This is a genomic window from Actinophytocola sp., assembly GCF_049647105.1.
Taxonomy (GTDB): Bacteria; Actinomycetota; Actinomycetes; order Mycobacteriales; family Pseudonocardiaceae; genus Actinophytocola.
In genome coordinates this window covers 41,218-64,330 of sequence record NZ_JBARWZ010000100.1, presented here as the reverse complement: position 1 = coordinate 64,330, position 23,113 = coordinate 41,218, and the positions used below count along the sequence as shown (strand labels likewise).

Here is a 23,113-nt window from a genome sequence, read left to right as displayed (position 1 = left end):
TCACATCTCCGGCCGTCGGGGCGTCTACGGGGCATGAACGTATACGTGGAGACGGGCAGGATCACGCACACCGTCCTGGACTCCCCGATCGACGACCTCACGGTGATCGCCGACGGCGGAGTGGTGACCGGGCTCTACTTCCCCGACCACTGGGGCCGCCCCGACCCGGAGAAGGGTGACCGCGACGACGCCGCCTTCGCCGAGGTCGCGCGGCAGCTCGGCGAGTACTTCGCCGGTACACGCACCTCGTTCGACGTGCCGATGCGTGCCGACGGCGACGACTTCCAGCGGGCCGTGTGGGCGGAGATCGCGAAGGTGCCGCTCGGCGAGACCACCACGTACGGCGACATCGCCACTACACTGGGTGCGCAGGCGCGCGATGTCGGCGCGGCGGTGGGCCGCAACCCGCTGTGCGTGCTGGTGCCGTGCCATCGCGTCGTCGGCAGGGACGGGAAGCTCACCGGATACGCGGGAGGCTTGCGGCGCAAGCGTTTCCTGCTCGATCTGGAGGACTGGGGTCAGCTGTGGTGAGCAGTGAGCCTGGCAGTCAAGCGATTTATTAGCGACTAGTAAGCGCTCGCCGCTACCGTCCGGGAAGTGAACAGGCTCGTGCTCGCGGCGGCGTTGATGCTGGCCGGACTGGTCGTTGTACTCGGCGCTATCGTGCTGGTGCGCCCCAGCCACGTCGAGGTCGAGGTGAGCGGGGCGGCCATGGCACCCACGCTCGAGGACGGCGACCTGGTTGCCGTCGAGAGTGGGGCGACGCCACGGCGCGGTGACATGGTCGCGTTCGACGGGACTGCGCTGCCGACCGGGTCACCGGGGCTGCTCGTGCTGCGTGTCATGGGTGTCGGCGGGGACGAGCTCGAGTACCGGGACGGCAAGCTGACCCTCAACGGCAAGCCGTTAGCCGAGACCTACGCCAACGGCCGCGGCCGGAACGACTTCGCACTGACCGTGCCCGACGGCACCGTCTTCCTCGCGGGCGACGCACGTGACGACGCCGAGGACTCCCGCATGTTCGCCCACCACGATGGGCACGGTGCGGTGCCCGTCGACGCCGTCGAGGGTCGCGTCGTCGGTGTCAACGGCACGCTCCTCGACAGCGGCAGCCACACGTGGCTCATCTGGGTGATGTGCGGCGCGGTCGTCGCGCTCGGCGGGCTCGGCTGGCTCCTCGTCGGCCTGCACCGGAGGACGGCGATCCCGGCCCTTCCCGCCGACTAGCAGTCGCTCCCGCAGGTCTGTCAGCCCTCGGCGGCGAGCTGGCCGCAGGCGGCGGCGATCTCCTGGCCACGCGTGTCGCGCACGGTGCAGGCGACACCGCCTTCGTTGACGCGGCGCACGAACTCACGCTCGACGTCCTTGGGCGACGCGTCCCACTGCGATCCCGGCGTCGGGTTCAGCGGGATCACGTTCACGTGCACCAGCTGCGCCAAGTGCTTGCGCAGCCGCTTCGCCAGCAGGTCAGCCCGCCAGGGCTGGTCGTTGACATCCCGGATCAGCGCGTACTCGATCGACACCCGGCGGCCGGAAGTGTCGGCGTAGTACCGCGCGGCTTCGAGGACCTCGTCCACCGACCACCGCGTGTTCACCGGCACCAGCGTGTCACGCAGCTCGTCGTCCGGCGTGTGCAGTGACACCGCCAGCCGCACCTGCATCCGCTCGTCCGCGAGCTTGCGGATCGCGGGCGCGAGGCCGACCGTCGAGACCGTCACCGAACGCTGCGAGATGCCAAGACCCGACGGCGCGGGCTCGGTGATCCGGCGGACGGCGGCGACGACACGCTTGTAGTTGGCGAGCGGCTCACCCATGCCCATGAACACGATGTTGGACAGCCTGCCGGGTTCGCCCACCTCGCCGTCGCGCATGGCGGCGGCAGCGGTGCGGACCTGGTCGACTATCTCCGCCGTCGACAGGTTGCGCATGAGGCCACCCTGGCCGGTCGCGCAGAACGGGCACGCCATGCCGCAGCCGGCCTGGCTCGACACGCACAGGGTGGTGCGGTCCGTGTACCGCATGAGCACGCTCTCGATCAGCGTGCCGTCGTGCGCGCGCCACAGCGTCTTGCGCGTGGTGCCGTCGTCACAGCTCACGTGCTTGACGACGGACAGCAGCGGCGGCAGCAACGCGTCGGCCAGCTGCGCGCGGGAGGCCGAGGGGATGTCGGTCATCGCGGCGGGGTCGGCGGTCAGCCTGCCGAAGTAGTGGTTCGACAGCTGGTTGGCGCGGAACGGTTTCTCTCCAAGCTCGGTCACGGCGGCACGCCGCTCGTCGGTGGAGAGGTCGGCGAGGTGACGGGGGGGAAGGCCGCGCTTGGGCGCGTCGAAGACAAGAGGCAATGCGGTCATGGCCCCTCCAGTGTCCCACGTCCACCGAACAGCCCTGGTCAGAGGCCAAGTTCCGCCCGAACGTTGCATCACGATAGTTTCCGATATATCGTAAACGTATCGCGATACCACGCGATGCATCTACAGGAGGAACCAGATCATGAGACACGACCACCACTTCAGGGGCGACCCGGGCGTCTTCGGCGACCCCCGTACCCACTTCCACCCGGCCGACGCACGCGGAGGCGTGCCCTTCCCGCCGTTCCCACCGATCCCGCCCACTCCGCCAGGCCCCGGCGGCCCGTTCGGCCCCGGTTTCCCCGGCTTCGGAGGCTTCCCCGACCCCGAACGCCTCAGGCGCCGTGCCGGCCGAGGCCACGACCGGCACGGCAGAGGCCGTCGCTCACGGCGCGGCGACATCCGCACCGCGATCCTCGCGCTGCTCAAGGAAAGGTCCATGCACGGCTACGAGATGATCCAGGAGATCAAGGAGCGCAGCGGCGACCTGTGGCGACCCAGCCCGGGCTCGGTCTACCCGACGCTCCAGCTCCTCGCCGACGAGGGCCTGATCAACGACGAAGGCCAGGGCTCGCGGCGCCTGTACGCGCTCACCGAGGAAGGCCGCACGACCGCGGAGGCGATCCAGACCCCGCCGTGGGAGGAGATCGCCCGCGACGCCGACCCAAGGGACATCAACCTGCGGGACGCGATCGGCCAGCTCATGGGCGCGACCATGCAGGTCGTCCAGGCCGCGAACGACGAGCAGAAGCGACGTGCCGTCGAGGTACTCAACACCGCGCGACGCGAGCTGTACGGCATCTTGGGCGAAGCCCCCGCACCAGACGAGGACACCGACCCCGACGAGGACTAACTCGGCGCAGCGCGCATCTTGGCATTGGCGCGGAACTGTTCGAGCGTCGCCACTAACAGGTCACGAGCTGCATCGTCCTCAACGGCGGCCGACCAGAGCATGTCGGTGAGTTGGGTGTAGGTGGCGACCTCGTCTGGGTCGACGACCGTGGACTCCGCGGTTACGAGTTCGATCTCCACGACGTCGTCGACGATCCAGTACCCGTGCATGAGCATGTATGGCAGCCGCACGCCGACCGGCAGGATGCCGAGCCGGATACGCGGAGTGCCGATCGTCGCCAACAAGCGAGAGACCTGGCCGGCCATCACGTCAGGCGGCGCGACCGGGTGAAGCAACGCCGATTCCGTCATCAGCAACTCGATCGTCCGGTCGCCCTCGTACAGCACCTGCTGACGTCGCATGCGTACTCGGACCGCCTCCGGGAGGTCCTGCCCACCGCCGTGGAGGTTGGCGTGTGCCAGGAGCGCGGCCCGCGCGTAGTCGGCGGTCTGGATCAGGCCCGGTACGACGCCGACGTCGACCGCACGGATGACCTTGGCCCGCGCCTCGCGGGCGACCGAGTCCTCTTGACGACGCAGATGCCCGCCGCGGACAGCTTCCTTCCACGTGACGTACTGCGCGCGCAACTCGGCCAGCGTGGTCCGGAGTTCGTCCGCGACGGGTGCCGGCAGCCCCAGCGTGGCGATCCAATGCTCGAGATCGTCATCGCTGATCGTGTGGTGACCGTTCTCGATCTTCGACAGCTTCGGTGTGTTCCAGCGAAGGCGGGCAGCGAACTCCTTGCCGTTGAGGCCGGTGTCCTCACGCAGCTGACGCAGGCGTGCGCCGAACTCTGCCCTCTGTCGTTCGAACCTCGTCGGCACCGCACCCTCATCTGGTCAACCGGAACACCTCGAATGCGATCGCATCCTCCCACGCCCGGTCGCGAATTTCGCGAAACCGGTCGAGGGTGGTTCCGTCGGTGACGACGTCGGCATGGGTAAACCCGTCCGGGCCGAAGTGCATCAGCGCAGCCCAAGCGTCGCGCTCGTCAGCGTCGAACAGCCAGAAGTCGTCCATCGGAAGGTCGAGCTCTCGGGCTCGCGCGGCGGGCAGTATGCGGACGTCTTCACCAGCCGCGACGTTCGCTGCGGTGAAGCTCAGCTCGAACCGCAGGTAGTCAGTCAGGGGATCAGTGAGCACTCTGACTCGCCCGTACCGGCGGCCGGTCGCTGCGCCACGGCGGATGTCGGCGTACCAGCCGTCCATGAACGAGAGGTCAGGTTCTTCGCCGGCGAGGAACTGCCGTAGCGCAGGCTGTTCATACGGCTCCCTGTAGACGCCCTGCGTCTCCCACCGCCAGGCGGTGCGCCGGAAGCTGTGCAGCGCTCGGGCCCAGGCCTCACCGCTCAGCCGGTCAGGCATTGCCCTGCGGCGCGAAACGGAGGAGCGCGGCGGGGATCTCGACGGCCGTCTCATGGTCGGGAAGGCCGCGGGCCCGGAGCGTGGCGATCGCCTCGGGGTCGGTGATCTTCTCGCCCTGCACGACGTAGGTGCCCCTGTCCGTGAGGTACAGGTTCGGACAGTTGCCGCCGCCGCTGGTCGTGCCGAGGAACTCGAGCTTCATGGTCTCTCCTGATGGTACGGGCCTGACCTGCGGTTGCATTCAATCGTGCGCAGAGTTAGCCGCAGTGCCCCAATCGAGGGATCTTTTGGTCAGTATATCGCGAAATCTTGACTTGATTTCGCGAAATATACAACACTTGTGCTCGTGACCACGGCAACCGACACTCCACTCGCCCACGACCGCGAAGTCCCGGCCACGTCCTCGGGCTACGTGATCCCATACGCGTCCGACAGCATCCACGACGGCACAATGAGAATCGCGAGGAACGTGGCAGAACGCGGTGACACCGACACACGGTGGCGGTTGTGACCCTGACCGACCCCAGCCCTGCTGTGCGGGGCCTGATCCAGGCGGTGCGCGATCGCGGCTGGGCGATCCACCGGTGGGCGCCGGGTGCCAATCAGGCACCCGACATCGTGGGCGCCGTGTGGATGTGGGAAGACGGTGCCGCAGACGTCGTGGTCATCCGCAGTCACCTGATGGGCAGCGCATACCGGGCCATGCCATGCGCAGACTGCTGGGCACCAGCGGCCGTCACGATCTGGGACATGGCACCACCCGAAGAGGTTCTCCGCGACGTGCTCAGCTGGGAGCCCCACAGCGAGGAACGGCAACAACGGGAAGCCGTGCGTCCCCCTCCCGGGCTGGTGCTGCCGCCCGCAGCCCGCCAGCAACTCACCCAGCACATCGACCTGCCACACGCCCCCCGACCGATCGTGGTCCCACCCATGACCACCTTCGGGACGTGACGGCACCCCAGCCACTCACCACCGCCGATCCGCACCATTCGTCAGGACGCGACCAACACTCCTAAGTGCGGGGAGGCGGACTGGCAACGATCAGCCCGGCTGGCTTTTTCCTGGTCAGGACTCGGTAGCCGACCGGGAACTCGAGTCCTGGCACGTCACGGGCCGCTCTGTCCGCCACGCGTGACGAGAACTCGATCCGCAGTACGGACTCCAGGCTCGGCCGGTCCGCGAAGCGCCACCGTGTCTCGACGGTTCTCGAGACGAACCCCATCCGCTCGAAGAACCTGTCGACCTCGACCGGGTCGTAGTCCGGCAGGTCGGCGCGCATCCAGTCGCCGTAGGGGCCGCATCGCGCGTCCAGGTCGACGATCACCAGCACGCCGCCGGGGCGGAGCACACGCTCGGTCTCGGCTAGCCCTTGTTCGCAGCCAGGGCCGAAGAAGTACGCGGTCCGCGCATGCGCCACGTCCACGCTCGCGTCCGGCAGCGGCAACCGCTGCGCCGACCCCGTCAGCACCTCCACCGAGGGCAGCAGGGTCACCCGGTCCTTCGCCAGGCGGACCAGCGGTTCGTGCGGCTCCACCCCCGTCACGTGCCGTGCGGTCGCCGCGAACCTCGGCAGGTGGAAACCGGTGCCGCAGCCGATGTCCAGCACGTCGCGGCCCGCCCAGTCGGCGACCGCGCCCAGGACACGCCAGATGTCGTCGTGCACGTCCTGCGCCCGGTTCTCGACCTCGTAGACCTCCGGCCAGTGCCAGATGTTCGGGCTCGGCAACGTCTCGGCCCCACGACGAACGGCTGCTAGGCGCGCACGAGCGCGCGACACCAGTCCCACACCATCCAGCAATACCATCGGTCAGCCGCTGATGAACAGGCTCAGCAGCAACCAGGACACCACCGCGGACGGAAGCAGCGAGTCGAGCCGATCCATCAGCCCGCCATGGCCGGGCAGCAGCGTGCCCATGTCCTTGATCCCCAGGTCCCGCTTGATCAGCGACTCCACCAGGTCACCGACGGTCGCCGTGCACACGAGCGCGGCGCCGAACAACGCGCCCTGCCACCACTGACCGTCCAGCATCAACGTCACGGCGAGCGTGCCAGCGACGACCCCGAAGACCATCGAGCCGATGAAGCCCTCCCAGGACTTCTTCGGGCTGATCGTCGGGGCCATCGGGTGCCTGCCGAGCTTCGCGCCGGTCGTGTAGCCGCCGACGTCGTTGCACACCACCACGATGAGGAAGCACAGCACGCGTGCCGCGCCGTCCTCCGCCAGCACCAGCATCGCCGCGAACGACGCGAACAGCGGCACGTACGCGGCGGTCAGGATCGACGAGCTCACGTCCCTCAGGTAGTTCGCGGCACCGCCGCGGAACCGCCACACCAGGCAGGCGAGGATCGTCACGACGAACGCCGCGAGCAGCCCGTCGCGGCCGAACGGCCACGACAGCCAGACCATCGCCTGGCCGCCGATGAGCACCGGCCACAGCGTGACGCGGATGTCCGCACCACGCTTCAGCGCACCCACCAGCTCGTAGGTGCCCACGGCGACCGCGACCGCGACGATCCCGACGAAGATCTGCCGCACGGTCAGCAGCGACACCAGGACCGCCGCGCCGAGCAACACGCCGACGGCGATCGCGGCAGGCAGGTTGCGCCCGGTTTTCGGGGTGGGCACCTGCTCGGCCCCGTCGCCGGTCGTCACACGGTTCTCCTCGACGGGTCCTGACCCGGTGGATGCGCTGATCATGTCCATGTACCGGGCTCAGACCTCGAGCAGTTCGGCTTCCTTGTGCTTCACGAGCTCGTCCACGCTGGAGACGTACTTGTCGGTGAGGTTCTGCAGCTCCTTCTCGGCGCGCGACACGTCGTCCTCACCGGCCTCGCCGTCCTTCGCGATGCGGTGCAGCTCCTCGTTCGCCTTGCGGCGGATGCTGCGGATGGCGACCTTGGCGTCCTCGCCCTTCGCCTTCGCCACCTTCACCATCTCCTTGCGGCGCTCCTCGGTGAGCTGAGGAATGACCACCCGGATGAGCGCGCCGTCGTTGCTCGGGTTGACCCCCAGGTCGGAGTCGCGAATCGCCTTCTCGATGGCGGCGAGCTGGCTGGCGTCGTAAGGCTTGATCACCGCCATCCTCGCCTCGGGCACGTTCACACCCGCGAGCTGGTTGAGCGGGGTCGGGGCGCCGTAGTAGTCGACGACGATCCGGGAGAACATCCCGGAGCTGGCGCGGCCGGTGCGCACGGAGGCGAGCTCCTCCTTCGCGTGCGTGACCGCCCTCTCCATCTTCTCCTCGGCGTCGAAGAGTGTTTCCTCGATCAAAGCCTGCTCCTGTTTCTCATCAGCTCCGCGCGGTCAGGGAGTGCTGACCACAGTGCCGATCCTCTCACCACGCACCGCACGGGCGATGTTCCCCTCGGTGAGCAGATTGAACACGATGATCGGCATGTTGTTGTCCATGCACAGGCTGAACGCGGTGGCGTCCGCGACCGCGAGTCCCTGTTCGAGTACCTCGCGGTGGGTGATGTGCTCGAACATCTTTGCGTCGGGGTTGGTCTTCGGGTCCGCGGTGTAGACGCCGTCGACCGACTTGGCCATCAGCACGACCTCGCAGCCGATCTCCAGCGCACGCTGCGCGGCCGCGGTGTCGGTGGAGAAGTACGGCATGCCGACGCCGCCCGCGAAGATCACCACGCGGCCCTTCTCCAGGTGCCGCTCAGCGCGGCGGGGGATGTACGGCTCGGCGACCTGGCCCATGGTGATGGCGGTCTGCACGCGGGTGTCGATGCCCAGCTTCTCCAGGAAGTCCTGCAGGGCGAGGCAGTTCATGACGGTGCCGAGCATCGCCATGTAGTCGGCGCGGTCGCGGTCCATGCCGCGCTGCGACAGCTCCGCGCCGCGGAAGAAGTTGCCGCCGCCGATCACCACGGAGACCTGGACTCCGTCGCGGACGACCTCGGCGATCTGCCTGGCCACAGTCGCCACCACGTTGGGGTCGACGCCGACCTCGCCGCCGCCGAACATCTCACCGCCCAGCTTGAGCAGCACTCTGCGGAAACCGTGTCGCCGGAGTTCCATGGATCTCCCGTCAGTGGTAGGTCTTCCTACAGGCGAATGCCCCGCCCTCGGTGGTTCATCGAGGGCGGGGCACCGCCTGGGGTCCAGGCTGGGAGATCAGGACTGGCCGATCTCGAAGCGGGCGAACCGGGTGACCGTCACGCCTGCCGCGTCGAGGAGCGCCTTCACCGACTTCTTGGAGTCCTGCACGGAAGCCTGCTCGTTGAGCACGACGTCCTTGTAGAACCCGTTGACCCGGCCCTCGACGATCTTGGGCAGTGCCGCCTCCGGCTTGCCCTCCTCGCGAGAGGTCTCCTCGGCGATGCGACGCTCCGCGGCGACGACGTCCTCGGGGACCTCGTCCCGGGTGACGTAACGCGGCTTCATCGCGGCGACCTGCATGGCGGCGCCGCGAGCGGCCTCCGCGTCGTCACCGGTGTACTCGACCACGACGCCGACGGTCGGCGGCAGGTCGGGGTCGCGGCGGTGCAGGTAGGTCGTCACGGCGCCCTCGAACACCACCACCCGGCGCAGTTCCAGCTTCTCGCCGATCTTGGCCGACAGCTCGTGCAGAGCGTCGGTGACGGTCTTGCCGTCCAGGTCGGCCTTGAGCAGCGTGTCCGCGTCGGCAGGCTTGGTGGCCTTGGCGGCCGCCACGATCTTGGTGGCGAGCTCGGTGAAGTCGGCGTTCTTCGCGACGAAGTCCGTCTCGCAGTTCAGCTCGATCATGACGCCGTCCTCGGCCGCGACCAGGCCGTTGGACGTGGTGCGCTCGGCACGCTTGCCGACGTCCTTCGCACCCTTGATGCGCAGGAACTCGACAGCCTTGTCGAAGTCGCCGTCGGCCTCGTCGAGGGCCTTCTTGCAGGCCATCATGCCGGCGCCGGTGAGCTCACGGAGCCGCTTGAGGTCAGCCGTGGTGTAGTTGGCCATTGTGGCTCTGTCCATCCTTCTTTCTGGTGAGTCGCTTACTCGGAGTCGGCGGGCTTCTCCGCCGGGGCAGCAGCGGCGGCAGCGTCACTGCCGCCGCCCGCCGGGGCGGTCTGGCCGACGAGGAGCTCCTGCTCCCACTCCGGCAGCGGCTCGGTCGAGACACCCGGCTGCGGCTTGTCCTCGCCGTCCGGCACACCGTTGCGCACACCAGAGCGGGCCATGAGACCGGCGGCCGCGGCCTCGGCGACGACCTTGGTCAGCAGTGCGGCGGACCGGATCGCGTCGTCGTTGCCCGGGATCGGGTAGTCGACCTCGTCGGGGTCGCAGTTGGTGTCGAGGATCGCGACGACCGGGATGTGCAGCTTGCGCGCCTCACCGACCGCGATGTGCTCCTTCTTGGTGTCGACGATCCACACCGCGCTGGGCACCTTGGCCATGTCGCGGATACCGCCGAGGGTCCGCTCCAGCTTGTCCTTCTCGCGGGTCAGCATCAGGATCTCTTTCTTGGTGCGACCCTGGAAGCCACCGGTCTGCTCCATCGTCTCCAGCTCCTTGAGGCGCTGGAGGCGCTTGTGCACGGTCTGGAAGTTGGTGAGCATGCCACCGAGCCAGCGCTGGTTCACGAAGGGCATGCCCACGCGGAGCGCCTCGTTCGCGATCGCTTCCTGCGCCTGCTTCTTCGTGCCCACGAACAGGATCGTCCCGCCGTGCGCGACGGTCTCCTTGATGAACTCGTAGGCGCGGTCGATGTAGGACAGCGTCTGCTGCAGATCGATGATGTAGATGCCGTTGCGCTCGGTGAAGATGTAGCGCTTCATCTTCGGGTTCCAGCGGCGGGTCTGATGCCCGAAGTGCACGCCGGAATCGAGCAGCTGCTTCATGGTGACGACGGCCATGGCCTGGTTCGCACCTTCTTCTTGTCTTGCGCGCCGGTGTGTGGTGCCGGCGCGATGTCGGTTGCCGCGGAGTGGCGTGTGCCGTCCGCCCTGGTGCCCGTGCCGGCAGCCGGACCCTCGACTGTGTTGCCACATCGTCTCGGGACCGCCGGTTGCCGCCTGCCCGGAGAGGCAGGCGCACTGGCACGCGAAGTCGACCCGAGTTGCCACGGGCCGCGAAAGCAGTGTACGCGGTCGGCCCGACCGGGGCCGACACCGGTCGGCGGTTACCCGGCAGTTGTCCACAGCCCGACCAGTTGTCCACAGCCCGCCCTCACCACCTCGTCTCCGTCGGTCCCCCCATGCATCGTTGACCCATGCCTGTTCTCCTGCTCCTCCTCGCCCTCCTCACCGGCGCCGCGGTACTCCCCGTGGCCGCGGCCCCCGCTCCTGTCGACGACACCTTGCTCCGCTCACCGCCCCCAGCGTCGCCGTCCCGGTTCGACTGGCCCCTCGCGCAGCCACATCCGGTGGTCCGGCCGTTCCAGGCGCCCGCCGCGCCGTACGGGCCTGGTCACCGCGGCGTCGACCTCGGCGGGCAACCTGGCGCGCCGGTGTCGGCGGCGGGCGACGGGGTGGTGGTGTTCGCCGGGCAGCTGGCCGGCCGGGGCGTGGTGTCGATCGACCATGCCGACGGCCTGCGCACCACGTACGAACCGCTCACGGTGGTGGTGGCCGCTGGTGAGCGGGTCACGCGCGGGACGCTCGTCGGTCATCTGGCGCCCGGTCACGCAGGGTGTGCGGGCGCGGCGGCGTGCCTGCACTGGGGCGCGCGTCGCGGCACGGAGTACGTGGACCCGCTCGGTCTCCTGTCGTCCGGCCGGGTGCGGTTACTGCCGTGGGACGGTCAGACCTCGGTCTTCTCCAGCAGCTTCGCCCGCAACCGCAGCACGGCGCGGGTGTGGAGCTGGCACACCCGGGACTCGGTGACGCCGAGGACCCGGCCGATCTCGGCGAGGGTGAGGTTCTCGAAGTAGTACAGCGTGACGACGACCCGGTCCCGCTCGGCGAGGTGCGCGATGGCCTGCGCGAGCTGCCGCCGGTTGTCCTGGTCGACGAGCAGCGCGACGGGGTCGAGGGCCTCCTGGTCCTCGAGGATGTCGGCGAGCGGCGTGGTCCCACGCCCGGCGGCGGCGAGCTCGTCTAGCGCGACGACGCTCGTGAGTTGCAGCTGGGCGTAGACGTCCCGCAGCTCGTGCAGCGAGAGCCCAAGTTCGTCGGCCAGCTCGCCGTCGGAGGGCGTGCGGCGCAGCTGCGCGCCGAGCCGCTCGAGCGCGCGCTCCACCTCACGGGCCCGCCCGCGCACCGAGCGGGGCACCCAGTCCTGCGCGCGGAGGTCGTCGAGGATGGCGCCCCGGATGCGCTGCATCGCGTAGGTCTCGAACTTCAGGCCGCGCTCGGGCTCGAACTTCTCGATGGCGTCGACCAGCCCGAAGATCCCGGACTGGATGAGGTCGGCCACCTCGACGTGCGCGGGCAACCCGGTCCCGACCCGCCCGGCGACGTACTTCACTAGCGGCGCGTAGTGCAGCACGAGCCGATCTCGCAGCAGCTGCTCCCGACGCTCCCCGAACTGCCGCCACAATGCGACGATGCCCGCCTCGACGTCGTCGAAGGTCCGCTGGTCACCGGGCAGAACCCCGGCCGTCTCCCCGAAGCCGAAGGTCACCGGATCACCGTTGACCACCGTCACATCCCGCCGAGAGGCACCGTTCACCGGGGCACCCCCGGAGACAGGTGGTCCCACGTCCCCCACATCACCAACACCAGCGCCTTCCCCAGACACCTGCGCTCCGCCGCTCCCGGAGCCCCGCCCCCGGACAGCGGCCCCACCACCGGCCGCCTCCCACGACCCGGCGTCCCCACGGCCGGACACCGTCCTGCCGTTCGCGGGCACACCGCCACCCACGTCCTGCCCACCAGCCTCCTCTCCCCCGGCGACCTGTCCTCGACCTGCGAACACACCGCCGCCAAGCGGCTCCCACGACCCGGCATCACCGCCATCGAACGGCACACCGCCGTTGCGCTCGGCGGCCTCGCCGACAGGGCTGGGTTCGCCGTTCGTGGGTGTGCTGCCAGGGGTGTATCGCGCGGGTGCGCCGACGTCGCCGGACGTGGGCCTGCCGTTCCTGGGTGCGCCGATCCCCAAGCGGTGGCTGCCGTTCGCCGGGGACGGCTGGTCGGGGACTTTCGCGCCGTTGCGGTGGACGCCGTTGGTCCGGCCTTCGCGGCGGGCGGCGTCCCCCTCCGACGTCGACACCGACGTCGACACCGACGTCGACACCGACGTCGATGTCGGCTGACCGTTGCTTCGATCGCGGGGTGCCGGTGTGCGCGGGCTGATCGCGACCGCGGTGCGCACGCCACTGCCCTGTCCGCTCTCGACCTGCGCCTCGTTGCTGGGCGCAGCCGACGTCCGCGAACCGTCCCTTGGCTCATCGGGAACGGGGGTGCGCTCGGTCATGGATTGCCTTCAGCCGTTCGACGGTCACATGGGTGTAAAGCTGCGTTGTTGCGAGCGTAGCGTGACCAAGCAGCTCCTGGACGCTACGAAGATCGGCACCACCTTCGAGCAAATGTGTCGCAGCGGAATGACGCAGCCCGTGCGGCCCCATGACGGGAACACCCGGAACTGCGTTCAACGCTTCGTGCACGATACGTCTAACACTGGCCGGTTGGAACCGGCCACCGCGTGCGCCCAGTAGCAGCGAGGGTGGTGACGTCGGCCTCGCGAGAGCCGGCCTGCCGCGCCGCAACCAGTCGACAACGGCCCGCAGCGCGGGCTCGCCGAACGGCACACTGCGCTCCTTGCCGCCCTTGCCGAGCACCACGACCAGGCGCTTTTCGAGATCCACGTCGTCGAGGTCCAGACCGCACAGCTCGGACACCCGGATGCCCGTCGCGTACAGCAGCTCCAGCAGAGCGTGATCACGGAGAGCGACCGCGTCCAGCTCGGCGGCGCCCTTCTTCGACGCCTCCAGAACCTCGCTCGCTTGGTCCTGCCGCAGCACCGACGGAAGCTTGCGGTGCGGCCGGGGCGACGCGAGCCGGGCACCCGGGTCACGCGCCAGGTGCCCGCGCCGGTGCGCCCACGCGGTGAACGTCCGCGCGCTCGCCGACCGCCGCGCCATCGTCGTGCGGCCCACCCCCGCCGTCCGCTGCGCGGCGAGCCACGCGCGCAGTGCCGTCAGGTCCAGCGCCGCGACGCCCTTCCCCTTGCTCCGGTCGATGCTACGGACGCCGCCGACGGCCGGCAGCCCGTGCAGGAACCCCAGCAGGGAGACCACATCAGCGAGGTAGGCGCGGACGGTGTGCGCGGACAGCCCGCGCTCGAGCCCGAGGTGCCGCTCGTAGGCGGCGACGATCTCACCGACGTCCCTGGGCAGTTCCTCCCGGATGCGATGCAGGTCGACCCTCGCGCGTGACTCGGACACCCATTTCACGCTGCGGCATCACGTCTGATCGGTCAAGTACCGCCACGCACGTCAGGCGTGCCGGTCACCTCCCTTCGGCTGCCGCCAGCCGTCGGCGTGCCGGGTGGCGTGGCCCGTTGTCTCCAGTTCGGGCAACAGCGTGCGGACCCGGTCGAGCTGGATCCCGGAGTCCACCGCGATCTCCTCAGCGTCCCTGCTCTCCTCCCGGCTGAGCGCGTCGTGGACGCGTAGTGCCTGCTCACCGAGCCCGTCGGTGCTGCGTCTGTGGTCGCGGCGGGCGGGGTCGAGGTTCGCACCGATCGGCCCGACCGCCTCGACGATCTCCGACACCGACCCGGCCACCGCCGCGCTGCCCGTCCGCAGCAGGTCGTGGCAGCCGACCGACATCGCCGACGTGATCGGTCCCGGTACCGCCATCACGACCTTGCCCAGCGTCGCCGCCGTGGTCGCGGTGTTGCGGGCACCGCTGCGGATGCCTGCCTCGACGACCACGGTCGCGGACGACAGGGCCGCGATCAGCCGGTTCCGGACGAGGAAGCGGTGCCGGGCGGGAGACGTGCCGGGCGGGTACTCGCTGACGATGAGCCCCGCCGCGGCGATGCCGTCGAGGAGACCGGTGTGCCCAGCCGGGTAGGCGATGTCGATGCCGCACCCGAGCACGGCGACGGTCGGGCCGCCCGCGCTGAGCGCGCCGCGGTGCGCTGCGCCGTCGATCCCGTACGCGGCCCCCGACACGACCGTCATGCCGGCCTGGGCGAGGCCGTACCCCAGCTCGGCGGCGACGTGCTCGCCGTAACCGGTGGCCGCCCGCGCCCCGACGACCGAGACCGCCCGGTCGAACACGTCCTCGGCCGGCGCCGTGCCGCGGGCCCAGAGGCCGAGCGGCCTGCCCGCGCCCCGCAGCCCTCGGTCGGTGGGCGGGGCGAGGCACAGCAGCTGCCACGCAGGCCAGTCGGGATCCTCCGGCACCAGGAGCCGGGCACCCGCCTTCTCCGCGTTGTGCAGGTCGGCACCCGCGAGGTCGAGGTCACGCCGGGCCTCGGTCTCGCTCCTGACCGCGTCCGGCACATCGCCCCTGCGGACCAGGCAGGCCGCTTCGACCGGCCCGACCACGTCGACGAAGGCGTGGAGCGCGAACGCGGGCGGCTCGGCGACCCGCATGAGGTAGGCCCTTGCGATGGCGACCTCCTCGCGGGCCGGGGCGGTCATGCCACCCTCCGCGCGTCCGCCGCCGCCGAGGTGGCGCAGCAGTCCGGTCCTCGGGCGAGGCAGGCCAGGGAGTCGGGTGGTGGCAGGGGCGGGTTCATCGAGCGCCGATACCTGCGCGGGCAGAGATCCGCGGTGGTATTGGCGATGCCGGGACGCGGTGGCTGCCAGGTGTCCGGGATTCGCATCGGGATGGTTCCTTTCAGATCGGGTCGATGGGTTGGCGCTGGTCTTCAGGCGACTCTTCGGTCCCGGAACTCGAGGGCCGCCGCCACGTGGTCCGAGGTGGGGAGGTCCTCGTCAGCGAGGTCGGCAAGGGTCCAGGAGACTCTCAGGCAGCGGTCGGCACCCCTGGCGGTCACCGCGCCGGTGTCCAGGCCCCGGTCGAGGACCGCCGTCGTCTTTCGTGGCAGGCCGAACTCCCGGCGCAGCGTTGGCCCAGGAGCCTGTGCGTTCGTCAGCCAGCCGTAGGTCTTCCAGCGCGCCACCGCTCGTTCCCTTGCCTTCAGGACCCTGGCCCGCACCGCCGCTGTCGGTTCCGGTGGCGTCAGGTCCGCGCGGGACATCGCCGTGATGGGGCGCATCCGGACTCGCAGGTCGACTCGGTCCAGCAAGGGGCCGGACAGCCTGGACAGGTACCGGCGTTTCGCGATCGGGGTGCAGGTGCAGTCGAAGTCGCGGGGCGGGGCGCAGGGACACGGGTTGGTCGCCATGATCAGCTGGAAGCGGGCCGGGTAACGAACCACTCCGTCTCGCCTCGCGAGCCTCACCTCGCCCTCCTCCAGGGCTGTACGCAGTGCGTCCAGGCGATCGGTCGCGAACTCGCATGCCTCGTCCAGCATCAGGACACCGTTGTGGGCGGTGCTGATCGCACCCGGTTTCGCCAGTCCCACCCCGCCGCCCACCAGCGCCGGGACCGAGCACGAATGGTGCGGGGCCACGAACGGAGGTGTGGTCACCAGCGGTGACTCGGGAGTCAGGAGGCCCGCGATCGAATGGATCGCCGTGACTTCCAGTGCCTGTTGGTCTGCCAGTGCGGGCAGCAGGCCGGGCAGGCGTTGCGCGAGCATCGTCTTGCCCGTGCCCGGTGGACCGGTCAGCAGCAGGTGGTGGCCACCCGCGGCCGCCACCTCCAGCGCCCACCGGGCCTCCGGCTGACCGATCACGTCGGCCAGGTCCGGGATGTCCGTCGGTGCCTGGGGTGGCTGCGGGGACGCTTCGCGCAGCGTGTCCGGTTCGCCGCGCAGCCAGTCCAGGATCTCCGTCAGGTGTTCGGCGCCCAGGATCTCCAGGTCCGTGACCAGCGCCGCCTCCGCCAGCGCCGCCGACGGGACGATGGCACGCCGCAGGCCTGCCTTGCGTGCCGCCAGGAGACCCGGGAGAACGCCTCGGACGGTGCGCACCCGGCCGTCCAGGGCCAGCTCGCCCAGCAGGACCGTCTTCTCCAGGCGCTCCCCTGGCTCCAGGCCCGCCGCCACCAGGACCGCACAGGCCAGGGCCACGTCGTAGCCGGCGCCGCCCTTGGGCAGGGCCGCCGGGGACAGGGCCAGCGTGACCAGCTCGTCCGGCCACTTGCGCATGCTGTTGCGGACAGCCGCGCGGACGCGCTCCTTCGCCTCGTTGAGTGAGGCGTCCGGGAGGCCGACAATCTGGGTGCGTGGGCGGCCGCCGCCGATGTCGGCCTCGATCTCGACCGCTACGCCGTCCACCCCGAACAGGGCCACCGACCACGCTCTTGCCAGCGGCATCAGAGCACGCCCCTGAGGTGGCTGACCCTCGGCGTCTCGCCCGGGGGCCAGAGGATGGCCACGATGTCGTGGCGCGTGGGGACGTGCGGCACGCCGTGGTCGGCGCGCCAGCGGCGGGTCAGCCTGCGTATTCGGGCCGCTTTTGGCTCGTCGACCGCTTCCGCGGGTGGGCCGTAGTTGTCCGTGGTCCTGGTCTTGACCTCGCAGACCACCAGGGTCCTGCCGTCCGTCAGGACCAGGTCCAGCTCGCCCTCGGGGCAGCGCCAGTTCTTCGACAGGACCGTAAGGCCCTGCTCCTCCAGATACCTGGCGGCGAGGGCCTCGCCACGTTCACCTGTGCGCAGGTGCGCGGGCCTCGGGTGCGTCGAGTACGTCGTCTCGGTCGTCATAACCGTGACCCTGCCCGCCCGGCAGGGTCACGGCCACGAGCCAGTGATCAACTGTGGACAACTGACGCGGCTGTGGACAACTCCACCCGTTCGCCCCCCGGGCCAGCCGAATTGTCGGCCGGATGTGCTACGAGCCGAACGGGCCCTCTTCAGGAAGCCGGAGGTCGGGTTTGTCCAGTTCCTCGACGTTGACGTCCTTGAACGTGATGACGCGGACGTTCTTCACGAACCGGGCGGGCCGGTACATGTCCCAGACCCAGGCATCGGACATGCGGACCTCGAAGTACACCTCGCCGTCCGAGTCGCGCACCTGCACGTCGACGCCGTTGGCCAGGTAGAAACGCCGCTCGGTCTCCACCACGTACGAGAACTGGCCGACGATGTCGCGGTACTCCCGGTAGAGCTGCAGCTCCATCTCGGTCTCGTACTTCTCGAGATCCTCTGCGCTCATGCGGTCTCGCGCTCCTCCTGCTCGACGGGTGTCGGCGCCTGGCCCGGCAGACTCCCAATCCGACCATTCTGGACCACTGCGGCCGCCGCCACACTCAAGGCCACCGGGTGTGGCGCGCGCAGGCCGTGCGCCATCCCCGAGGACGCCACGTTCACGTACGACCACCGGTGGGCCCTGCTGGGCCCGTGGACGGCGAGCGCGGCGCTGTGCGTGCCCGTGCAGTAGCCCTTGTGCTCGTCGAAGCCGTAGACCGGGTACTCCTCGTGCAGGTCGGCCATCATCCGGTCCCTGGTGACCTTCGCGAGGACCGACGCCGCCGCGACGCAGGCCACGGCCTGGTCACCCTTGATGACCGGCATCGACGGCGCGGTCAGGCCCGGCACGCGGAAGCCGTCGACCAGCACGTAGCCGGGATGGTTCCGCAGCCTGGCGATCGCCCTGCGCATGCCCTCGATGTTGCAGACGTGGACACCCGTGCGGTCGACCTCCTCCACCGGGACGACCACGATCGCGTAGTCGACGGCCCGGCGGATGACCTGGTCGTACATCCGCTCGCGGGCCGCGGCGGTGAGAAGCTTCGAATCGGTCAGGCCTTCGAAGCGCGAGGAATCACCCGGTCGGAGTACGCACGAGGCCACCACCAGCGGGCCGGCGCACGCTCCCCTGCCCGCCTCGTCGACGCCGGCCACCGGGCCGAGGCCGCGCCGGTCCAGTGCCGACTGCAGCGCCCAGTTCCCTGACTCGCGCCGAAGCACGGGACGTGGCGGGCCGGACTCCAGCCACCCCACACGCCCCCGTCGGGCCGCTGTCACGTGCGAACTCCACTGGATCGGATCGTCCCGCGCACCCGCTTGCCCAGCCACACGGTCGGGAACGCGGCGGCGAAACCCAGTCCGAGAGGCACGAACGGCATCGCGGCGTTCGTCACGCTCTGCGGGTTGTGGTCACCAACGCCGCGCCACCGCGACGGCGGCAACACGATGTAGCGCACCTTGCCGATGACATTGTCCACCGGCACCAGACCGTTCTCACCACCGCCGCCCTGGCAACGCGAGTCACACGAGTTGTTGCGGTTGTCGCCGAGCACCCACAGCTTGCCGTCCGGCACCTTGATGGGCGGGAACGACTCCTGCGTGTTGGTGCCGGGGAGCCAGTAGATGTAGGGCTCGTCGAGCGGCTTGCCGTTGACCAGGACCCGGTTCTTCTCGTCGCAGCACTCGACGGTCTGGCCGCTGACCGCGACGATCCGCTTCACCACGTCGTCCTCGTTGGGGGACGCGAGGCCGAACGCGGCGCCGACGTCCTGCAGCCACGACACGAAGCCGTTGCTGGAACGGTTGGCGGAGAACTCCGACTGGTTCCACGTGTCGGGCCGCTCGAACACCACGACCTCGCCGGGCTCCGGTTCGCCGAAGCGGTAGACCAGCTTGTCGACGAGCACGCGGTCGCCGTAGCAGCCGGGACACCCGTGGAGCGTCTGTTCCATCGACTCGGACGGGATCACGAACACCCGGGCGAGGAAGGTCTGGATGATCAGGGTGAGCAGCAGCGCGACCCCGATGAGGATCGGGAGTTCCTTCCAGAACGAGCGCGGCTTCTTCTTGCCCCTGGCTTTTCGGCCCGACGTGGTGGGATCGCCGGGTTTGTCCTGGTCAGCCGGGCCGTCCCCCTCGTCCTCGTTGTCCCTGCTGTTACCGGAGCGTGCGACGTCGACCACTAGAGCAGACTACCGGTGCCGACCGCGAGTGCTGCGGTGCGCATGCGAGTGTTGCCTACCAGCGGCGACGGCGGAGCCTGCGACCCAGCCACCGGGTCGGCCACGCGGCGATCAGGCCGAGGCCAAGCGGGGTGCCCGCCTGCCAGGCGGGTGCGCCCAGGGCGACCGCGTCGGCCGTCTGCGGGTTGTGGTCGCCGACGCCGCGCCAGCGGTCCGGCGGCAGCACGATGTAGCGGGCCTTACCGATCACGTTGTCGATCGGGACGACGCCGCGGACACCGCCGCCGCCCTGGCAGCGGGAGTCGCACGAGTCGCTGCGGTTGTCGCCCATGACCCACAGCGTGTCCGAGGGCACCGTGACCGCGTCGAAGCGCTGGCGGGCGTCCGGCGCACCGTTCTGCCAGTAGATGTAGGGCTCGTCGAGCGGCTTGCCGTCCACGAGGACGTGCCAGTCGTCGTCACAGCACTGGACCGTCTGGCCGCCGACCGCGATGACCCGCTTCACGAAGTCGCGTTCGTCGGGTGGGGCGAGGCCGATCAGTGAGCCGACGTACTGGACGCCGCGAAGCAGGACGTTGCCGGTCCTTGGCGTCTGGATGTCGTTCTCGGTCCAGGTGTGCGGGCCCTCGAAGACGATCACGTCGCCCGGTTCCGGGTCGGAGAAGTCGTAGACGAGCTTGTCCACCAGCACACGGTCACCCGTGCAGCCGGGACAGCCGTGCAGGGTCTGCTCCATCGAGCCGGACGGGATGGAGTACACGCGCCCGAGGAACTGCTGGATCAGGAACGTGAGCACGAGAGCCACGGCCAGCAGCGAGAGCAGCTCGCGCCACAACGGCCGCTTCTTGGGCGGCTTGCGATGCTTGCCGAACTTGGTGGAGCTGCGATCCTCCGTGCCGCCCTCAGGCGGCGACACCGGCACCGAGCCGGTGTCGCCGATCTTGGGAATCAGCTCTGTGCGCTCCGGATCATCCTCTGGAGTCGGAGCGTGCACGGGGTTCGCCACAACGCCCAGGCTACCGGGCCACGCGAAAAAAGCAGGTCAGGCGGTCGGCGCCGTCTCGCGCTTCTCCTTGATCTTGGCGGCCTTGCCGCGCAGCTCACGGAGGTAGTACAGCTTGGCGCGGCGCACGTCACCTCGGCGGTCGACCTCGATCGTGGCGATGTTCGGGGAGTGCACCGGGAAGGTGCGCTCGACGCCGACGCCGAAGGAGATCTTGCGGACCGTGAAGGTCTCGCGGATGCCACCGCCCTGGCGACGGATCACAACGCCCTTGAACACCTGGACCCGCTCGCGGGAGCCCTCGATGACGCGGACGTGGACCTTCAGCGTGTCGCCCGGGCGGAAAGCCGGGATGTCAGAACGCAGCGACTTGGCGTCCAGAGCGTCCAGGGTGTTCATCGGTGTATCCGTCCTCAACTGTTGTTCGTTCATCCCAAGGCGCGGCGCCGTTCCCTAGTCAGCCTCGGGGAGTCCGTGTGAGTGCGCCAGGCATTACCCGGTCGCAACAACCCGGTCCAGTATGTCAGACCGATTTTCCCGGGTTGAAATCGGGATCTCGGACGCGGGCGAGGTGGGCCAGGTCGTGCTTGTCGAGCGCGCCTTCCGGCAGGACCGCGAGCAGGTCGGGGCGCCGGTGGAAAGTCCTGGTGAGGGCCTGGTCACGGCGCCAGCGTTCGATCGCGCCGTGGTTGCCGGAGCGCAGCACGTCGGGCACCGCCAGCTCGCGCCACACCTCCGGCCGGGTGTAGCTGGGACCTTCGAGGAGGCCGTCGGAGAACGAGTCCTGTTCTGCCGAGGCCGGGTTGCCGAGCACGCCGGGCAGCAGCCTGGCGACGGCCTCGACGATGGTCATCACCGCGACCTCGCCGCCGACCAGCACGTAGTCGCCGATGGAGACCTCGTCGACGGTCATCCGGCGGGCGGCGTCGTCGAGCACCCGCTGGTCGATGCCCTCGTAGCGGCCGCACGCGAACACCAGCCAGTCTTCCCCGGCGTACTCGCGGGCCATGGCCTGCGTGAACGGGCGGCCCGCCGGCGTGGGGACGACCAGGCGCGGGGTGCCATCGGCGCACAGCTCGTCGAGCGCATCGCCCCACACCTGCGGCTTCATCACCATGCCAGGGCCGCCGCCGTACGGGCTGTCGTCGACCGCCTTGTGGACGTCGTGGGTCCAGCGGCGCAGGTCGTGGACGTCGACGCTCAGCAACCCGCGCTCGATGGCCCGGCCCAGCAGCGCCTGGCGGAGCGGGTCGAGGTACTCGGGAAAGATCGTGACGACGTCGATGCGCATCAGAGCAGGCCATCCGGCGGGTCGAGCACCACGCGGCCGCCCTTGAGGTCCACCTCGGGGACGATCGCGCGGACGAACGGGACCAGCGCCTCGGTGCCGTCCGGCCTCTTGAGCACCAGCAGCTCACCGCCGGGACCGCGGGCGATCTCGGCCACGGTGCCGACCTCGGTGCCGTCGGTGAGCACGGCAGCGAGGCCCTGCAGTTCGTGGTCGTAGAAGGCGTCGGGATCGTCGGACGGGGGCAGCTCGTCGACGTCGACGAGCAGCTGTGCGCCGCGCATGTGCTCGGCGGCGTTGCGGTCGGGGACCTCGTCGAACCGCACCAGCAGGCGGCCGGAGTGGGGACGTGCGGTCGTGACCGTCACGGGACGGACAGAACGGTCCCGGAGCCGTGCGGTGAGCACGGCCCCGGGAACGAAGCGTTCGTCGGGCACGTCGGTGTGGATGTCGACGGCCAGCTCACCAGTGATGCCGTGAGCCTTCGCGACCCGGCCGACCAGGAGCTCGGTCACTGGTCGGTGTCGACGACGTCCACTCGGATGCCACGGCCGCCGATGCCGGCCATGACGGTGCGCAGCGCGGTGGCGGTACGACCGCCACGACCGATCACCTTGCCGAGGTCGTCCGGGTTGACGTGCAGCTCGAGCGTGCGGCCACGGCGGGTGGTCACCAGCTCGACGCGCACGTCGTCCGGGTTGTCGACGATGCCGCGCACCAGGTGCTCGAGAGCGTCAGCCAGGAAGCTCACGATGCGTCCTTGGCACCCTCATCCGACTTCGCGTCGGCCTTGGCGTCGCTCTTCGCGTCAGCCTTGGTGTCGGCCTTGGCGTCAGCCTTGGTGTCGGCCTTGGCGTCGCTCTTCGCGTCAGTCTTGGCGTCGGCCTTCTTCGCGTCGGCCTTCTTGGGGGCGCCACTCTTCTTCTTCGGGGTGGTGGCGTCGGTGGTCGGCTCGCTGCCGGCCTCCTTGAGGGCCTGCTCGAACAGCTCCTGCTTCGAGGTCTTGGGCTCCTTGACCTTCAGGGTGCCCTCGGCGCCCGGCAGGCCCTTGAACTTCTGCCAGTCGCCGGTGATCTCGAGGATCCGCTGCACCGACTCGGTCGGCTGCGCGCCGACACCCAGCCAGTACTGGGCGCGCTCGGAGTCGACCGAGATGAAGCTCGGCTCCTCCTTCGGGCGGTACTGGCCGATCGTCTCGATGGCCTTGCCGCTGCGACGGGTACGGGCATCCGAGACGATGACGCGGTAGTACGGCGACCGGATCTTGCCGAGACGCTGCAGCTTGATCTTGACTGCCACGGGTTGTGGTGCTCCTCTGAATCATGGTCGGACCTCGGTGAACCGCGTGGGGCACGCTCCACCGAAATCCCAAGTTGATGGCGCCATGGCACGGAGAGA

Annotated in this window: 29 protein-coding genes and 1 pseudogene; 5 read left to right on the top strand and 25 right to left on the bottom strand. The window is 69.6% G+C overall.

The features are described from left to right. Positions 1–33: 33 nt before the first annotated feature. The gene (locus tag WBA97_RS12645; RefSeq protein WP_424230951.1) at positions 34–531 is read left to right on the top strand and encodes a methylated-DNA--[protein]-cysteine S-methyltransferase; all 498 of its coding nucleotides are present in this window, start codon (positions 34–36) and stop codon (positions 529–531) included. A gap of 66 nt (positions 532–597) precedes the next feature. After that, positions 598–1,227 (top strand): signal peptidase I, encoded by a 630-nt coding sequence (gene lepB / locus WBA97_RS12640; protein ID WP_424230950.1) that lies wholly within the window; start codon positions 598–600, stop codon positions 1,225–1,227. 20 nt (positions 1,228–1,247) lie between these two features. Here lepB (WBA97_RS12640) and rlmN read toward each other — a convergent pair whose 3' ends face one another. After that, the gene (gene rlmN, locus WBA97_RS12635; protein WP_424230949.1) at positions 1,248–2,351 is read right to left on the bottom strand and encodes a 23S rRNA (adenine(2503)-C(2))-methyltransferase RlmN; all 1,104 of its coding nucleotides are present in this window, start codon (positions 2,349–2,351) and stop codon (positions 1,248–1,250) included. Positions 2,352–2,490: 139 nt separating this feature from the next. Between rlmN and WBA97_RS12630 the strand changes: the two genes are divergently transcribed. After that, positions 2,491–3,201 (top strand): PadR family transcriptional regulator, encoded by a 711-nt coding sequence (locus tag WBA97_RS12630; RefSeq protein ID WP_424230948.1) that lies wholly within the window; start codon positions 2,491–2,493, stop codon positions 3,199–3,201. Here the strand turns inward: WBA97_RS12630 and WBA97_RS12625 are convergent. From WBA97_RS12625 to WBA97_RS12615, 3 genes are read right to left on the bottom strand one after another with little or no spacing between them, the layout of a single operon-like run. Next, positions 3,198–4,064 (bottom strand): helix-turn-helix domain-containing protein, encoded by an 867-nt coding sequence (locus tag WBA97_RS12625; RefSeq protein ID WP_424230947.1) that lies wholly within the window; start codon positions 4,062–4,064, stop codon positions 3,198–3,200. The genes WBA97_RS12630 and WBA97_RS12625 overlap by 4 nt on opposite strands. A 7-nt stretch (positions 4,065–4,071) precedes the next feature. Continuing rightward, on the bottom strand, positions 4,072–4,605 hold the full coding sequence (locus WBA97_RS12620; protein ID WP_424230946.1) for a DUF6879 family protein: 534 nt from the start codon (positions 4,603–4,605) through the stop codon (positions 4,072–4,074). Then, on the bottom strand, positions 4,598–4,807 hold the full coding sequence (locus tag WBA97_RS12615; protein WP_424230945.1) for a hypothetical protein: 210 nt from the start codon (positions 4,805–4,807) through the stop codon (positions 4,598–4,600). The genes WBA97_RS12620 and WBA97_RS12615 overlap by 8 nt, the downstream gene beginning before the upstream one ends. Before the next feature lie 305 nt (positions 4,808–5,112). Between WBA97_RS12615 and WBA97_RS12610 the strand changes: the two genes are divergently transcribed. Further along, positions 5,113–5,556 carry a hypothetical protein gene (locus WBA97_RS12610; RefSeq protein ID WP_424230944.1) on the top strand — a complete coding sequence of 148 codons (444 nt, stop codon included), beginning with the start codon at positions 5,113–5,115 and terminating at the stop codon, positions 5,554–5,556. Between the two features lie 61 nt (positions 5,557–5,617). On the opposite strand, the gene WBA97_RS12605 is transcribed toward WBA97_RS12610, so the two are convergent. The 6 genes from WBA97_RS12605 to rpsB form a co-directional block, all read right to left on the bottom strand. After that, a complete protein-coding gene (locus WBA97_RS12605; RefSeq protein ID WP_424230943.1) occupies positions 5,618–6,409 on the bottom strand; it encodes a class I SAM-dependent methyltransferase in 792 nt (263 codons plus the stop codon). Positions 6,410–6,412: 3 nt separating this feature from the next. Continuing rightward, positions 6,413–7,258, bottom strand: coding sequence for a phosphatidate cytidylyltransferase (locus WBA97_RS12600; RefSeq protein WP_424230942.1), 846 nt, complete (start codon positions 7,256–7,258; stop codon positions 6,413–6,415). A 60-nt stretch (positions 7,259–7,318) separates the two neighbouring features. Next, on the bottom strand, positions 7,319–7,876 hold the full coding sequence (frr, locus tag WBA97_RS12595) for a ribosome recycling factor (protein WP_424230941.1): 558 nt from the start codon (positions 7,874–7,876) through the stop codon (positions 7,319–7,321). A 33-nt stretch (positions 7,877–7,909) separates the two neighbouring features. Then, complete coding sequence (gene pyrH, locus WBA97_RS12590; protein ID WP_424230940.1) at positions 7,910–8,632, bottom strand: UMP kinase; 723 nt, start codon at positions 8,630–8,632, stop codon at positions 7,910–7,912. Between the two features lie 96 nt (positions 8,633–8,728). Beyond that, positions 8,729–9,544: a translation elongation factor Ts gene (gene tsf, locus WBA97_RS12585; RefSeq protein ID WP_424230939.1), complete on the bottom strand. Its 816-nt coding sequence runs from the start codon at positions 9,542–9,544 to the stop codon at positions 8,729–8,731. A gap of 35 nt (positions 9,545–9,579) precedes the next feature. Next, on the bottom strand, positions 9,580–10,440 hold the full coding sequence (gene rpsB / locus WBA97_RS12580; RefSeq protein ID WP_424230938.1) for a 30S ribosomal protein S2: 861 nt from the start codon (positions 10,438–10,440) through the stop codon (positions 9,580–9,582). A 356-nt stretch (positions 10,441–10,796) separates the two neighbouring features. Here rpsB and WBA97_RS12575 point away from each other — a divergent pair. Further along, positions 10,797–11,267 (top strand): annotated as a pseudogene (locus WBA97_RS12575) (murein hydrolase activator EnvC family protein); the annotation flags it as partial. Positions 11,268–11,326: 59 nt separating this feature from the next. On the opposite strand, the gene WBA97_RS12570 reads toward WBA97_RS12575, so the two are convergent. From WBA97_RS12570 to rpsP, 15 genes are all read right to left on the bottom strand, one after another. Then, the gene (locus tag WBA97_RS12570) at positions 11,327–12,148 is read right to left on the bottom strand and encodes a FliA/WhiG family RNA polymerase sigma factor (RefSeq protein ID WP_424230977.1); all 822 of its coding nucleotides are present in this window, start codon (positions 12,146–12,148) and stop codon (positions 11,327–11,329) included. Between the two features lie 766 nt (positions 12,149–12,914). Further along, the gene (locus WBA97_RS12565; protein WP_424230937.1) at positions 12,915–13,913 is read right to left on the bottom strand and encodes a tyrosine recombinase XerC; all 999 of its coding nucleotides are present in this window, start codon (positions 13,911–13,913) and stop codon (positions 12,915–12,917) included. Positions 13,914–13,964: 51 nt separating this feature from the next. Beyond that, positions 13,965–15,122 carry a DNA-processing protein DprA gene (gene dprA, locus WBA97_RS12560; RefSeq protein WP_424230936.1) on the bottom strand — a complete coding sequence of 386 codons (1,158 nt, stop codon included), beginning with the start codon at positions 15,120–15,122 and terminating at the stop codon, positions 13,965–13,967. After that, positions 15,119–15,307 carry a hypothetical protein gene (locus WBA97_RS12555; RefSeq protein WP_424230935.1) on the bottom strand — a complete coding sequence of 63 codons (189 nt, stop codon included), beginning with the start codon at positions 15,305–15,307 and terminating at the stop codon, positions 15,119–15,121. Before WBA97_RS12555 ends, dprA begins: the two co-directional genes overlap by 4 nt. Before the next feature lie 45 nt (positions 15,308–15,352). After that, the gene (locus WBA97_RS12550; RefSeq protein ID WP_424230934.1) at positions 15,353–16,867 is read right to left on the bottom strand and encodes a YifB family Mg chelatase-like AAA ATPase; all 1,515 of its coding nucleotides are present in this window, start codon (positions 16,865–16,867) and stop codon (positions 15,353–15,355) included. Next, complete coding sequence (locus WBA97_RS12545) at positions 16,867–17,256, bottom strand: YraN family protein (protein WP_424230933.1); 390 nt, start codon at positions 17,254–17,256, stop codon at positions 16,867–16,869. Before WBA97_RS12545 ends, WBA97_RS12550 begins: the two co-directional genes overlap by 1 nt. A gap of 127 nt (positions 17,257–17,383) precedes the next feature. After that, on the bottom strand, positions 17,384–17,707 hold the full coding sequence (locus WBA97_RS12540) for a DUF2469 domain-containing protein (protein WP_133908662.1): 324 nt from the start codon (positions 17,705–17,707) through the stop codon (positions 17,384–17,386). Continuing rightward, entirely contained in the window at positions 17,704–18,486 is a 783-nt protein-coding gene (locus WBA97_RS12535) for a ribonuclease HII (protein WP_424230976.1), read from the bottom strand. The genes WBA97_RS12540 and WBA97_RS12535 overlap by 4 nt, the downstream gene beginning before the upstream one ends. Positions 18,487–18,515: 29 nt before the next feature. Beyond that, a complete protein-coding gene (lepB, locus tag WBA97_RS12530) occupies positions 18,516–19,424 on the bottom strand; it encodes a signal peptidase I (protein ID WP_424230932.1) in 909 nt (302 codons plus the stop codon). A 55-nt stretch (positions 19,425–19,479) separates the two neighbouring features. Further along, positions 19,480–20,430, bottom strand: coding sequence for a signal peptidase I (lepB, locus tag WBA97_RS12525; protein WP_424230931.1), 951 nt, complete (start codon positions 20,428–20,430; stop codon positions 19,480–19,482). Positions 20,431–20,466: 36 nt separating this feature from the next. Then, a complete protein-coding gene (gene rplS, locus WBA97_RS12520) occupies positions 20,467–20,826 on the bottom strand; it encodes a 50S ribosomal protein L19 (protein WP_424230930.1) in 360 nt (119 codons plus the stop codon). A 124-nt stretch (positions 20,827–20,950) separates the two neighbouring features. Next, positions 20,951–21,718 (bottom strand): tRNA (guanosine(37)-N1)-methyltransferase TrmD, encoded by a 768-nt coding sequence (gene trmD, locus WBA97_RS12515; protein WP_424230929.1) that lies wholly within the window; start codon positions 21,716–21,718, stop codon positions 20,951–20,953. Further along, a complete protein-coding gene (gene rimM, locus WBA97_RS12510) occupies positions 21,718–22,230 on the bottom strand; it encodes a ribosome maturation factor RimM (protein WP_424230928.1) in 513 nt (170 codons plus the stop codon). The genes trmD and rimM overlap by 1 nt, the downstream gene beginning before the upstream one ends. Beyond that, positions 22,227–22,466, bottom strand: coding sequence for an RNA-binding protein (locus tag WBA97_RS12505; protein ID WP_075128707.1), 240 nt, complete (start codon positions 22,464–22,466; stop codon positions 22,227–22,229). The genes rimM and WBA97_RS12505 overlap by 4 nt, the downstream gene beginning before the upstream one ends. Then, positions 22,463–23,014: a 30S ribosomal protein S16 gene (gene rpsP, locus WBA97_RS12500; RefSeq protein ID WP_424230927.1), complete on the bottom strand. Its 552-nt coding sequence runs from the start codon at positions 23,012–23,014 to the stop codon at positions 22,463–22,465. Before rpsP ends, WBA97_RS12505 begins: the two co-directional genes overlap by 4 nt. Between the last annotated feature and the right edge of the window lie 99 nt (positions 23,015–23,113).

What these genes read in the sequence shown, in the direction of transcription:
- WBA97_RS12645 (WP_424230951.1), top strand. Translation starts at nt 34, where the DNA reads ATGAACGTATACGTGGAGACGGGCAGGATCACGCACACCGTCCTGGAC.
- rlmN (WP_424230949.1), bottom strand. Translation starts at nt 2,351, where the DNA reads ATGACCGCATTGCCTCTTGTCTTCGACGCGCCCAAGCGCGGCCTTCCC.
- WBA97_RS12630 (WP_424230948.1), top strand. Translation starts at nt 2,491, where the DNA reads ATGAGACACGACCACCACTTCAGGGGCGACCCGGGCGTCTTCGGCGAC.
- WBA97_RS12620 (WP_424230946.1), bottom strand. Translation starts at nt 4,605, where the DNA reads ATGCCTGACCGGCTGAGCGGTGAGGCCTGGGCCCGAGCGCTGCACAGC.
- WBA97_RS12615 (WP_424230945.1), bottom strand. Translation starts at nt 4,807, where the DNA reads ATGAAGCTCGAGTTCCTCGGCACGACCAGCGGCGGCGGCAACTGTCCG.
- WBA97_RS12605 (WP_424230943.1), bottom strand. Translation starts at nt 6,409, where the DNA reads ATGGTATTGCTGGATGGTGTGGGACTGGTGTCGCGCGCTCGTGCGCGC.
- pyrH (WP_424230940.1), bottom strand. Translation starts at nt 8,632, where the DNA reads ATGGAACTCCGGCGACACGGTTTCCGCAGAGTGCTGCTCAAGCTGGGC.
- tsf (WP_424230939.1), bottom strand. Translation starts at nt 9,544, where the DNA reads ATGGCCAACTACACCACGGCTGACCTCAAGCGGCTCCGTGAGCTCACC.
- rpsB (WP_424230938.1), bottom strand. Translation starts at nt 10,440, where the DNA reads ATGGCCGTCGTCACCATGAAGCAGCTGCTCGATTCCGGCGTGCACTTC.
- dprA (WP_424230936.1), bottom strand. Translation starts at nt 15,122, where the DNA reads ATGACCGCCCCGGCCCGCGAGGAGGTCGCCATCGCAAGGGCCTACCTC.
- WBA97_RS12555 (WP_424230935.1), bottom strand. Translation starts at nt 15,307, where the DNA reads ATGCGAATCCCGGACACCTGGCAGCCACCGCGTCCCGGCATCGCCAAT.
- WBA97_RS12550 (WP_424230934.1), bottom strand. Translation starts at nt 16,867, where the DNA reads ATGCCGCTGGCAAGAGCGTGGTCGGTGGCCCTGTTCGGGGTGGACGGC.
- WBA97_RS12545 (WP_424230933.1), bottom strand. Translation starts at nt 17,256, where the DNA reads ATGACGACCGAGACGACGTACTCGACGCACCCGAGGCCCGCGCACCTG.
- WBA97_RS12540 (WP_133908662.1), bottom strand. Translation starts at nt 17,707, where the DNA reads ATGAGCGCAGAGGATCTCGAGAAGTACGAGACCGAGATGGAGCTGCAG.
- rplS (WP_424230930.1), bottom strand. Translation starts at nt 20,826, where the DNA reads ATGAACACCCTGGACGCTCTGGACGCCAAGTCGCTGCGTTCTGACATC.
- trmD (WP_424230929.1), bottom strand. Translation starts at nt 21,718, where the DNA reads ATGCGCATCGACGTCGTCACGATCTTTCCCGAGTACCTCGACCCGCTC.